The organism is Ensifer sp. KUDG1, from assembly GCF_050434285.1.
Classification (GTDB): Bacteria; Pseudomonadota; Alphaproteobacteria; order Rhizobiales; family Rhizobiaceae; genus Ensifer.
Map to the genome: position 1 here is coordinate 192237 of NZ_JBNDIG010000007.1, position 10750 is coordinate 202986.

12 protein-coding genes are annotated in these 10750 nt (G+C 62.8%); 10 read left to right on the forward strand and 2 right to left on the reverse strand.

All coding sequences use genetic code 11. The annotated features are described in order from the left end of the window. Positions 1–90: 90 nt before the first annotated feature. Together M2267_RS18805 and rfbC are read right to left on the reverse strand one after the other, a co-directional pair. Positions 91–561: an aminoacyl-tRNA deacylase gene (locus tag M2267_RS18805; RefSeq protein ID WP_034794215.1), complete on the reverse strand. Its 471-nt coding sequence runs from the start codon at positions 559–561 to the stop codon at positions 91–93. A 64-nt stretch (positions 562–625) separates the two neighbouring features. Further along, positions 626–1186 carry a dTDP-4-dehydrorhamnose 3,5-epimerase gene (gene rfbC, locus M2267_RS18810; protein WP_429116151.1) on the reverse strand — a complete coding sequence of 187 codons (561 nt, stop codon included), beginning with the start codon at positions 1184–1186 and terminating at the stop codon, positions 626–628. A gap of 189 nt (positions 1187–1375) precedes the next feature. Between rfbC and M2267_RS18815 the strand changes: the two genes are divergently transcribed. From M2267_RS18815 to M2267_RS18860, 10 genes are all read left to right on the forward strand, one after another. After that, positions 1376–2128: a cephalosporin hydroxylase family protein gene (locus tag M2267_RS18815; protein WP_043611694.1), complete on the forward strand. Its 753-nt coding sequence runs from the start codon at positions 1376–1378 to the stop codon at positions 2126–2128. Further along, positions 2113–2649, forward strand: coding sequence for a GNAT family N-acetyltransferase (locus M2267_RS18820; RefSeq protein ID WP_082005872.1), 537 nt, complete (start codon positions 2113–2115; stop codon positions 2647–2649). Before M2267_RS18815 ends, M2267_RS18820 begins: the two co-directional genes overlap by 16 nt. Before the next feature lies 1 nt (position 2650). After that, the gene (locus M2267_RS18825; protein ID WP_043611697.1) at positions 2651–3376 is read left to right on the forward strand and encodes a WbqC family protein; all 726 of its coding nucleotides are present in this window, start codon (positions 2651–2653) and stop codon (positions 3374–3376) included. Continuing rightward, positions 3373–4230: a phytanoyl-CoA dioxygenase family protein gene (locus M2267_RS18830; RefSeq protein ID WP_043611700.1), complete on the forward strand. Its 858-nt coding sequence runs from the start codon at positions 3373–3375 to the stop codon at positions 4228–4230. The genes M2267_RS18825 and M2267_RS18830 overlap by 4 nt, the downstream gene beginning before the upstream one ends. Beyond that, on the forward strand, positions 4227–5378 hold the full coding sequence (locus M2267_RS18835; protein WP_043611702.1) for a methyltransferase domain-containing protein: 1152 nt from the start codon (positions 4227–4229) through the stop codon (positions 5376–5378). Before M2267_RS18830 ends, M2267_RS18835 begins: the two co-directional genes overlap by 4 nt. Positions 5379–5477: 99 nt before the next feature. Beyond that, on the forward strand, positions 5478–6587 hold the full coding sequence (locus M2267_RS18840; protein WP_429116154.1) for a DegT/DnrJ/EryC1/StrS family aminotransferase: 1110 nt from the start codon (positions 5478–5480) through the stop codon (positions 6585–6587). A 100-nt stretch (positions 6588–6687) separates the two neighbouring features. Then, complete coding sequence (gene rfbF / locus M2267_RS18845; RefSeq protein WP_043611707.1) at positions 6688–7455, forward strand: glucose-1-phosphate cytidylyltransferase; 768 nt, start codon at positions 6688–6690, stop codon at positions 7453–7455. Then, entirely contained in the window at positions 7452–8519 is a 1068-nt protein-coding gene (gene rfbG / locus M2267_RS18850) for a CDP-glucose 4,6-dehydratase (protein ID WP_429116156.1), read from the forward strand. Before rfbF ends, rfbG begins: the two co-directional genes overlap by 4 nt. An 8-nt stretch (positions 8520–8527) precedes the next feature. Beyond that, a complete protein-coding gene (locus M2267_RS18855) occupies positions 8528–9760 on the forward strand; it encodes a methyltransferase domain-containing protein (protein WP_429116158.1) in 1233 nt (410 codons plus the stop codon). A 191-nt stretch (positions 9761–9951) separates the two neighbouring features. After that, the gene (locus M2267_RS18860; protein WP_429116160.1) at positions 9952–10689 is read left to right on the forward strand and encodes a hypothetical protein; all 738 of its coding nucleotides are present in this window, start codon (positions 9952–9954) and stop codon (positions 10687–10689) included. The last annotated feature ends 61 nt before the right edge of the window (positions 10690–10750 follow it).

Consider the following 10750-nt stretch of genomic DNA (forward strand, 5'->3'; position numbering starts at 1 on the left):
TTGGCGGTCCCTTCCCGCTTCAAGCGGATGGTGCCACCGAATGGCGGCCAGCGGCACGCCGGCGCAAGTGAGCACGTTCTGACCGGCCCGTCACGCCGGATGGCTGAAGCGGGCGATCTGTGCGCCCCGCATCAGGTTGCGGAAATTCGCGCCGCTCATATGCACCAGCGTCCGATGATCGCCGCCCTCGAAATAGACGTCACTTACATCGCCGAGGCTTTCGTCGAGCAGAACCGGAACGTCATAGGCCGAACCGACCGGCGGCACGGCGCCGATGTCGCAATCGGCGAAGAGATTGCAGACTTCCTCTTCCGAGGCGAGGCCGAGGCGGCGGTCCATCACGTCCTGCAGGGTCGAGAGTTCGACCCGGTGCGTGCTCGGCACGACGGCGAGCACGTAGCCCATTTCGTGGTGAACGACCACGGACTTGGCAAGCCGGCTGCCCGGCACATGCGCGGCTCGTGCCGTCTGGCTGGTGGTCGCGGTGCGGTGATGGTCAACGGTGTCGTAAGCGACACCCGAACCGTCGATATAGTCCTGAAGTTTTCTGGCGATCGTCATCGTCGACACCCCTTCTCTCTCGTGGTGGCGCGGAGAAGTCATTGTCCTCCCATCCCTCACGAAGTCAACGACGGGCGGCGGCGATCCTGTTCGGCAGCAAGGGGAGCGCCTGGTCGCGCGGCGACATCTGCGAGACCGCCAGGGGCCAGTCGATCGCGAGCCTTGGATCGAGCGGGTTGAGCCCGCCTTCGGCCTCGGGCGCATAGGGCTTGTCGTGCAGATAGATCAGCTCGCAGTCCTCGGTCAGCGTCTGGAACCCATGGGCAAAACCGCCGGGGATCATCATCGAGCGGCCGTTGTCCGCGCTCAGCACTTCGCCATGCCATTGCAGATAGGTCGGAGAATCCGGCCGCAGGTCGACCGCCACATCGAAGACCGCGCCGGAAAGGCAAGAGACGAATTTCGCCTCGTCGTGCGGCGCCTGCTGGAAGTGCAGGCCACGGATCGTGCCTGCTGCCTGCGTCAGGGTGTGGTTGATCTGCGCGATCTTTCCATCGCCACCGAAATCGGCCAGCGCCTCGCGACAGAAGAAGCGCGAGAAGAAACCGCGATCATCGCCCCTGCGTTGCCGCTCGACGACGATGAGACCCGCTATGGGTGTAGAAATTCGATCGAATCGCGACATGGTTCCTTCCGCCAGAACCAAGCTCTACCCGTCTTTTCGCCCTTAAGAAACCGGCCTTGACCGTATTTGCAATTGCCGACATGAAAGCGTTCACAGGAAAGCGTTACGAATCGGTGAAAGCGCCATTTATCGCGATTCGCGGTCGAGGCGTATCCGTAGGTTGTATCCAAAAAAGGGTGTCAGGCAGCAATGGCAGTGGAAGACGATCGTCTCGCATTCGAAGCCCACAAGACGGAAATGGCGCTCGCGCTCGGCAAGGACGAGGACGCCTTCCAGCAGTCGCTCGACACCCTGGTAACGCTCGACAAGTACGACTACTCCTATCTTTGGTCCTTCATGGGCGTGCCGATCATCCAGATGCCGGCCGATGTGATGGCGACCCAGGAAGTCATCTGGAACACCAAGCCCGACATTATCATCGAAACGGGCGTCGCGCGCGGCGGCTCGGTGATCTTCATGGCGGCGATGCTGCAGCTGATCGGCAAGGGCAAGGTCATTGGCGTCGATATCGACATCCGCGCCCATAATCGCGACTCCATCGAAAATCACCCGATGTCCCCCCGCATCAAGCTGATCGAGGGCCCGTCGACTGCGGCCGAGACGCTTGAGAAGGTGAAGGCCGAGATTCCGCCGGGCGCTTCGGTGATGATCGTGCTCGACAGCGACCACAGCCGCGACCACGTACTGGATGAATTGCGCACCTATGGTCCGCTGGTGACCGAGGGGCAGTATGCGGTCGTTGCCGACACGCTGCTTGGCTGGGGCGAAGCATCCCAGACACCGACGAAGCGCTCAAAAGTCTGGCATCCCGGCGACGAGCCGTATGCTGCGCTCAACGCCTATCTCAAGGAAACAGATCGCTTCGCGGTCGATGAGGTACTGAACGGTAAGCTCGTCCTTTCCAGTTCGCCAGGAGGCTACCTGCGTTGCGTCAAGAAGTAGGATCGGACGTAGGCCGCGTTGCCTTTCGCGATGTTATCGAGGACGATCTCCCCCTCCTTTTCGAACTGCGCCGGGATCTGCCGCTGCAATCGCTGCTGTTGACCGTTCCGGACGCGCTGGACGACGCCTCGTTGCGGGCCTGGGTCGAGCGCCGACGCCAGGATCCGGGCGGCATGTTCCGGATGATCGTCGACACCGCAGCGGACGAGCCCGTCGGATACACCCAGGTCAGCCAGGTTCACCGAAAGAACCGCACCGGTTTCGGTGGCATTTCGCTGGCCGCGAAGGCGCGCGGGCGAGGCCTCGGCCAGGCCACGCTGAGAGAACTCGTGCGCGTCGCCCGCGAAGAGCTTGGCCTGATCAAGCTGCTCTCGGAAGTCCGGGTCGACAATTTTGCCGCGCTGCGACTCAACCTCTCGGTCGGCTACCATGTTGTCGGCACGCTGGAAGATCACTTCACCGACAGTCTCGGCGAGACCCATAATGTTCTCCTCCTCGAGCGAAAGCTGAAACTGACCTGACATGACAGCCGTCGTCATTTCCCAGCCGATGCTTTTTCCCTGGCCGGGCTTCTTCGAGCAGCTGATGCTCGCCGATAGCTACATCTATCTCGATGATGCGCAATTTTCGAAAGGCAGCTTCACCAATCGTATCCAGCTCCTGAACGGTGACGACCGAAGCTGGATGACGATTCCTCTTGCCGGCAAGGGCAGCTTCCAGAAGATCCAGAACCTGTCGGCAACCGGCGACACCTGGCGGACCAGCCATCGCTCGCTCCTGCGCCAGTCGCTGAGCGCCGCGCCCTACATCGATGATGCGCTGGCAATCTTCGACGAGGTTTATGCCCACGACGCGATCTGCGATCTTCTGATTGCCAGCATCGACCTCCCTGCCCGCTATCTCGGCATCGGCGCCGAACGGGCCTCACGCCGATCGAGCGAAATGGCGATCGATGGCACCTCGTGGCAACGGGTGCTCGACCTGGTGCTTTCGGCGGGAGGCACGCGCTATTTGACCGGGCATGGTGCGGCCAATTACCTCGATCATCACGCTTTCGAGGCGGCCGGCGTCAACGTCGAATACATGAATTACAGCTGCACGCCGTGGCCACAGCCTCGCGAAACCTTCACGCCCTATGTTTCCGTGCTGGACCTTATCGCGCGCACCGGCCCGGACGCACGCAAGCATTTGTTACCAACTACCACCCCATGGCAGGAATTCCTGAAGGAGGAAACAGGCGTATCATGAAAAAGGGCACCATCATCTCCGAAAGCGCGCGCCAGGAATTCAACGCCAATGGCTATCACGTCGTTCCCGGCTTCTACGACATCCAGTCGGAGGTCGCCCCAATCCAGGAGGGCGTGCGCCAGGTTCTCGAACTGATCTGCAAGAAGTACGGTGTTGATGCGCCGACCGGTACTGCGCATGAGGCGATGACCATCGCCTACCGCAAGCTGATTGCGGTCAACCGCTCCTGGGGCGGCGAGGTCTACGATGCAGTCAAGCAGATACCCGCCTTCATGCGCCTGGTGAGTTCTGCCGCCAACGACGATGTCTTCAAGGCGCTGCGCCCCGGCAGCATGCCGGGCATTGCCGCCGGCGGCTATGGCATGCGCATCGACAATCCCGGGGAAGAGAAGTTCCGCGCACAGTGGCACCAGGAATTCCCATCGCAACTGCGCAGCCTCGACGGAATCGTCTTCTGGACCCCGCTGCTGCCGGTGACGGCCGATATGGGCCCGGTTCAGATCGCCGAAGGATCGCAGGCCGAAGGGCTGGTCCCCGTCTATGAGGACGATGCCGGTGTCGGCAAGACTGGCGCCTACGCGCTGCACCTGCACAAGGGCGAGGAGCGCCTGGCGCGCTACAAGCACGTTGCCCCGCTCAGCAAGCCCGGCGACCTGATCCTGATGGATTTCCTGACACTGCATCAGTCCGGCCACAACGTTTCGCAGACGCCGCGCTGGAGCATTCAGTTCCGCTATTTCAACTTCGCCGAACCCGTCGGCGTCCGCATCGGCTGGAAGGGCTCGTTCGCCGCCGGCGTCAAGTTCGCTGAAGTGCTGCCGGAGCTGGTGGCACCGGAAGGAGAGCTTGCATGACGGCCTGCCGGGTTTGTGGCGGCCATATCGGGAGTGCGACCTATGAGGTGCCCGCCCCCGCATTGACGTCGATCATGACATTGCTCGACGTCGCGACGCGCGTCTTCGTCTGCGAGACCTGCGGCCACGCGCAGAGCGACGATATTCCCGACATCCAGGCTTTTTACGACACCGGCTATCGGATCTCCCTGAACAGCGAGAACCACGACCAGATCTTTTCGGTCGCGGCCGACGGAACCATCACCTATCGCACCGACCATCAGGCGGCGCTGGCGCTGCGATTGCTCGACCTGCCGGAAGGCGCCAACATCCTCGACTATGGCGCCGCCAAGGCCGATACGTTGCGCAAGATGACGGCGGTTCGCGACGATCTCCGCCCCCATGTCTTTGATGTCAGTGCCGACTATGTGGCCGCATGGCAAGGCTGGGTGCCGGAAGCGGCACAGACCGTCTATTCCGTGCCGGAAACCTGGCATGGTCGTTTTGACGCCGTCATGAGCCATTTCGTGATCGAGCACGTGGCGGATCCCGTCGGCTTCATGCGCGACGTGCGCGACCTCCTGCGGCTGAACGGCGCCTTCCTGTTTTCCGTGCCTGACGTCGCCGGCAATCCGGGTGACATGGCGGTGGCCGACCATCTCAACCACTTCAGCGGCGCATCGATCGCCCACGCGCTGGCGGCGGCCGGCTTCCAGGTTGAGGCGATCGACAACGCCTCGTTCCCCGGCGCCTTCTTCGTCGTAGCGCGCCGCACGGAGGGGCCTGTCGAGATGTCCGGCACATCGGCTGAGCCCGCCGATGCAGCCAAGGAGGCTCGCGACATCTGCTCCTTCTGGGATCGTGCATCCGAAACGCTTCAGGGCGGTAGCGAGCGTTACGCCAAGCGTAAGGTCGCGATCTACGGCGCCGGTTTCTACGGAAGCTGGATCTATTGCCGGATCGGTCAGGCCGTCGACGTCGTGGCGTTCCTCGACCGCAACGAGAACATGAAGGGCGCCACCCATTTCGGCATCCCGGTGCTTTCGCCCGAGGAACTGCCGCAGGAGGCCGAAGCGCTGTTCATCGGCCTCAACCCGCTCAAGGCCCGTGCTGCGATTGCCGCGCAACCCTGGCTGCAGCGGGATGGGCTTGACCACGTCTGGCTCTGACGAGCGCACTAGCAAGAGGCCGGAGCGGGACGAAACATCGTGAAATCCCGCCCGGCACCCCTCGCCCCGTACGACCTCCCGATTCACCAAGTGCTCCCGATGAAACCCCGCATCCTCTACACCAAACCCTCGATCACCGACCGTGAAGTGGCCTATGCGACCGATGCGGCGGCCAATGGCTGGGGCGAGCGCTGCTACGACTATATCAACCGCTTCGAGGCGGCCTTTGCCGCGCATCTCGGCTCGACGCACGCGATTTCGACGTCGAGCTGCACCGGCGCGCTGCACATGGGGCTCGCCGCGCACGGCGTCGGCCCCGGCGACGAAGTGATCCTTGCGGACACCAACTGGACGGCATCGGCTGCGCCTATCGTTCACCTCGGGGCAAAACCGGTTTTCGTTGACGTCCTTGCAGACAGCTGGTGCGTCGATCCGGAAAAGGCGGAAGCAGCGATTACGCCGAAAACCAAGGCGATCATCGCCGTCCATATCTACGGCAATCTCTGTGACATGGACCGCCTGCTTGAGATCGGTGCCCGGCACAACATCCCCGTCGTCGAGGATGCCGCAGAGGCGCTCGGATCCGAGTGGCATGGCCGCAAGGCCGGATCGCTCGGCGCTTTTGGCGCTTTCTCCTTCCACGGCACTAAGACCGTGACGACGGGCGAAGGCGGCATGTTCGTCACCAGCGACGAGACGCTCTACGAAAAGGTGCTGACGCTTTCCAATCACGGCCGCGCGCGGGGGCAGAAAAAGCAGTTCTGGCCGGACGAGATCGGCTTCAAATACAAGATGTCGAACCTGCAGGCCGCCATCGGCCTCGCACAGATCGAGCGCGTCGGCGAGCTCGTCGATCGCAAGCGCGAGATCTTCTACGCCTATCGCGAGCAACTTTCTGGCGTGAACGCCATTGCCATGAATCCAGAGCCCGAGGGAACGAAGAACGGCTTCTGGATGCCGACCGTCGTCTTTGCACCGGAAACCGGCGTCACCCGAGAGGCTCTGCAGGGTGCCTTTGCGGCCGAGAACATCGACGCCCGCGTCTTCTTCTGGCCGCTGAGTTCGTTGCCGCCCTTTGACGAGGCGCCTGCGAACGCCATGGCCTATGACCTGCCGGGGCGCGCGATCAACCTGCCGAGCTATCACGACATGACATCCGACGAGATCGGCCGCGTGGTCGAGGTCCTGCGCGGCTGCCTCGCCGCCTGACCACAGCGTTTCGGAGACCACCCACGCGCAAGCTCGCCCGGATATTAGAAGTCAGGAATGCGTCGTGCCGGGGGCGGACGCAAGCACGGGACTGGGTCGCATGAAAATCGTCATTCTCGCCGGTGGTTATGGCACGCGTATCTCGGAGGAGAGCCATCTCAGGCCAAAGCCGATGATCGAAATCGGCGGACGGCCGATCCTGTGGCACATCATGAAGATCTACAGCCACTACGGCTTCTCGGATTTCGTGATCTGCCTCGGCTATCGCGGCTACATGATCAAGGAATACTTCGCCAACTACGTGCTGCATTCCTCCGACGTCACCTATTGCATGGCGACGGGCGAGACCCTGTTTCATTCCAACAAGGCCGAGCCCTGGCGCGTGACGCTCGTCGATACCGGAACGGACTCCATGACCGGGGGACGCCTGAAGCGCGTGGCCGACCATCTCGGCGATACGTTCTGCCTTACCTATGGTGACGGCGTCGCCGACATCAACATCAAGGCGCTCACCGAATTCCACCGCCATCATGGCCGCCAGGCGACGGTCACGAGCGTGGTTCCGCCCGGCCGCTATGGCGCGCTCGCCGTCAGCGACGGACGGGTCAGAAGTTTCATCGAAAAGCCGGCAGGCGACAACGGCCACATCAATGGCGGCTTCTTCGTCCTCAACCGCTCGGTGCTCGATCGCATCGAAGGCGATCAGACGCCGTTCGAAGCGGGGCCTCTGGAAGGGCTCGCCGCAGACGGCCAGTTGATGGCCTTCGAGCACACCGGCTTCTGGCGGCCGATGGATACTCTGCGCGACAAGAACCAGCTCGAAGACCTCTGGCAGAGCGGAGCGGCCCCCTGGAAAGTCTGGGCATGAGCAGACTTGCAGACCCGTCCTTCTGGGCCGGAAAGCGGGTGATGCTGACTGGTCACTCCGGCTTCAAGGGAAGCTGGGCCCGCCTGTGGCTGACGCAGATGGGCGCAGAGGTGACCGGCTACGGCCTGTCGCCGGCGGCCACACCCTCGCTGCACGCACTGCTCGGATCTGAAACGGCCACGGACGAACATTTCGCCGACATCCGCGACGGCGACACGCTCGCATCTGCCGTGCGCGCCTGCGACCCGCAGATCGTCCTTCACATGGCGGCCCAGCCTTTGGTTCGCGAGAGCTACCGGACGCCGGTCGAAACCTTCGACGTCAACGTCATGGGCACGGTGCGCCTGCTGGAGGCGGCACGCGCGGCCCCTTCCCTCAAGACCGTTCTGGTCGTCACCACGGACAAGGTCTACCGCAACGACGAAAGCGGCCGGCATTTTCCGGAAGACGCCGTGCTCGGCGGCCATGATCCCTATTCCGGTTCGAAGGCCGCCTGCGAGTTGGTCGTCTCGACCTGGCGGGATTCCTATCTGCGTGAACGCGGCATAGCGGTGGCGACCGCCCGTGGCGGCAATGTGCTCGGCGGCGGCGATTTTTCCACCGACCGGCTGGTTCCGGATATCGTTCGAGCTGCCCTTTCGGGCGAGACACTGGACATCCGCAGCCCGATGGCGACACGGCCCTGGCAGCACGTTCTCGACTGCCTGAACGGATACTTCGTCTATGCCGAGGCGCTTCATGGCGGCGAGACCGATGTGGCCGCGCTGAATTTCGGCCCGGCTCCCGAAGAGCGACAGATCCCCGTCCGCGACGTTGCCGCCGCGATCCAGACAGCAATGGGCTTGCCCGCGCAATGGCGCGACACCTCATCCGAGGACCAGCCGCACGAGATGAAGACGCTCGGGCTCGACCCGGCGCTCGCCGCACGCACGCTGCCATGGGCAACACGCCTATCCCAAGACGAGGCCATCGCTTGGACCGCGCGCTGGTACGACGGCTGGCGCCGCGGCGCCGACGCCCGTGACCTGACACTCAGCCAAATCGACGCATTCATGAGAGGCTAACGACTTCGATGTCCCACAACTGCCGTTTCTGCTCGACACCGCTCAAGACCGTCGTTGCCGACCTGGGTTCCACACCTTGGTCCAATTCCTTTCTCGAACCGACGCAGGAAGCCATCGCCCGCGAGCGCTCGTTCCCGCTGAAAGCGATGGTCTGCTCCGAGTGCCTGCTGGTGCAGACGACGGAAAACGTGCCGGCCGACGAGATTTTCACCGACGGCTATGCCTACCTCTCCTCCTTCTCGACAAGCTGGCTCGAACACGCGCGCCGCTATGCCGAGAGCATGACCGAGCGCTTCGCGCTCGACGACAATTCGCAGGTGGTCGAGATCGCCTCGAATGATGGCTATCTGCTGCAGTATTTCGTCGCCAAGGGCATCCCGGCACTCGGCATCGAGCCGGCCGCCAATGCCGCCCGGCTGGCCGAGGAGCGCCAGGTGCCGACCGAGGTCGCCTTCTTTGGACGGGGGACGGCAACGGAACTCGTCAAGCGCGGCATTCGCGCCGACCTCACGGCGGCCAACAACGTGCTCGCCCATGTTCCCGATATCGCCGACTTCGTCGGCGGCTTCGCCATCCTGCTGAAGCCCGATGGCGTTGCGACGTTCGAGTTCCCCCACCTGCTGCGCCTGATGGAAGGCGTGCAGTTCGACACGATCTACCACGAGCACTATTCCTATCTGTCGCTGGCGGCCGTCGAACGCATCTTCGAAAGCTCCGGCCTCAAGGTCTTCGACGTCGAGGAACTGCCGACCCATGGCGGCTCGCTGCGCGTCTATGCGCAGCTGAGATCCGGCGTACGCGAGACGACGCTGGAGCTCGAGCGGTTGCGGGCGACCGAGGCGCTTGCCGGGCTGATGCGGATGGAGACCTACACGGCGTTCGACGACCGCATTGCCGCCGTCTGCAAGGATTTTCAGAACTTCCTGGCAAACGCCAAGGCCGAGGGAAAAACCGTAGCCGCCTATGGCGCTGCGGCGAAGGGCAACACCTTCCTCAATGTCTGCGGCCTGTCGCCCAGCGAGATTGCCTTCGCCGTCGATCGCAACGACCTGAAGCAGGGCAAGCTCCTGCCCGGCACCCATATTCCGGTGCACGCGCCGACGGTGATCGAGGATGCGAAGCCCGACTATCTGGTCATCCTGCCCTGGAACCTGAAGACCGAAATCGTCGCAGACAACGAGGCAATTCGCGACTGGGGCGGCCGCTTCGTCGTCGCCATTCCGAAGCTGAGCGTCTTCTAATACGAGCGACCGGGACGTGTGGACAGTTCTCAACCAGACCGCGTTGAGCCACCCAAAATCGACTTTATTGATCGCCTTAGGTCGCTTTGCCGTAAATTCGGTGACTTTGCCGTAAATTCGGCACGATCTAAGTGAACGTCAGGGGTGGCGTGGGTATTGACGGTTGAAAAAAATGCACCCAAGGAGGTGCTATGTCCACGATTGACCTATGCCTTGTCGCCACCCGGCGCCCGGACCTGCTTGCCCAGACGCTGGCGAGTTTCCGGGACAAAATCTTTTCCAGGCTCGACCTGCGCGGCGCCTATCTCAATCTCGATCCGGTTTTCGGGTCGGAAGAGGATCATTGCGCCTGCGTCGAGATTTTCCGCAACCATTTCCCCGACGGAACCGTTTTCCAGCCCGAGAGCCCGGGCTTTTGCGCGGCCGTCGCGAAGCTCTGGTCGGCCACCAGCGCCGACTACGTCTTCCATCTGGAGGACGACTGGATCTCGCTGCGGGACATAGGTGAGGAACTGCTGACGCCGTTCGCCGATCCGGCGATCAGCCAGGTCTCGTTCCATACGGCGGACCAGAACTGGGATATCCGCCGCAAGGGCCATTTCCACCGGCGCAACGAATACGCGTATCTGTTCGGGATCAAGATCCCGCTGTTTCGCACGTTCCCGAAATTCACGACGTCGCCGTCGATCCTTCGCGGCGACTTCGCGCGCCAATGCGCCGGTCTGATGGACCTCTCGCGCGATCCGGAGAAGCAGTTCTATTCGGGCGTCAACCCGGCGATGGAGGCCTATGTCGCCAGCCGCCGCAACTATATCTTCTCGCCCGAGTCGCAGCCGGTCATCAAGGATATGGGTCGGGAATGGCGCGAGCAGCGCCGCATCCAGAAGGTGATCACCGACTCGACCTCGGTCTGGCGGCAAAGCGCTTAACGCGCCGGGCTTGGGCACCGGATGCTTCGAAATGAAGCGATACAAGCGGGACAATGGCCCC

What these genes read in the sequence shown, in the direction of transcription:
- M2267_RS18835 (WP_043611702.1), top strand. Translation starts at nt 4,227, where the DNA reads ATGACGGCCTGCCGGGTTTGTGGCGGCCATATCGGGAGTGCGACCTAT.
- M2267_RS18805 (WP_034794215.1), bottom strand. Translation starts at nt 561, where the DNA reads ATGACGATCGCCAGAAAACTTCAGGACTATATCGACGGTTCGGGTGTC.
- rfbG (WP_429116156.1), top strand. Translation starts at nt 7,452, where the DNA reads ATGAGCAGACTTGCAGACCCGTCCTTCTGGGCCGGAAAGCGGGTGATG.
- M2267_RS18855 (WP_429116158.1), top strand. Translation starts at nt 8,528, where the DNA reads ATGTCCCACAACTGCCGTTTCTGCTCGACACCGCTCAAGACCGTCGTT.
- M2267_RS18840 (WP_429116154.1), top strand. Translation starts at nt 5,478, where the DNA reads ATGAAACCCCGCATCCTCTACACCAAACCCTCGATCACCGACCGTGAA.
- M2267_RS18825 (WP_043611697.1), top strand. Translation starts at nt 2,651, where the DNA reads ATGACAGCCGTCGTCATTTCCCAGCCGATGCTTTTTCCCTGGCCGGGC.
- rfbF (WP_043611707.1), top strand. Translation starts at nt 6,688, where the DNA reads ATGAAAATCGTCATTCTCGCCGGTGGTTATGGCACGCGTATCTCGGAG.
- rfbC (WP_429116151.1), bottom strand. Translation starts at nt 1,186, where the DNA reads ATGTCGCGATTCGATCGAATTTCTACACCCATAGCGGGTCTCATCGTC.
- M2267_RS18815 (WP_043611694.1), top strand. Translation starts at nt 1,376, where the DNA reads ATGGCAGTGGAAGACGATCGTCTCGCATTCGAAGCCCACAAGACGGAA.
- M2267_RS18860 (WP_429116160.1), top strand. Translation starts at nt 9,952, where the DNA reads ATGTCCACGATTGACCTATGCCTTGTCGCCACCCGGCGCCCGGACCTG.
- M2267_RS18830 (WP_043611700.1), top strand. Translation starts at nt 3,373, where the DNA reads ATGAAAAAGGGCACCATCATCTCCGAAAGCGCGCGCCAGGAATTCAAC.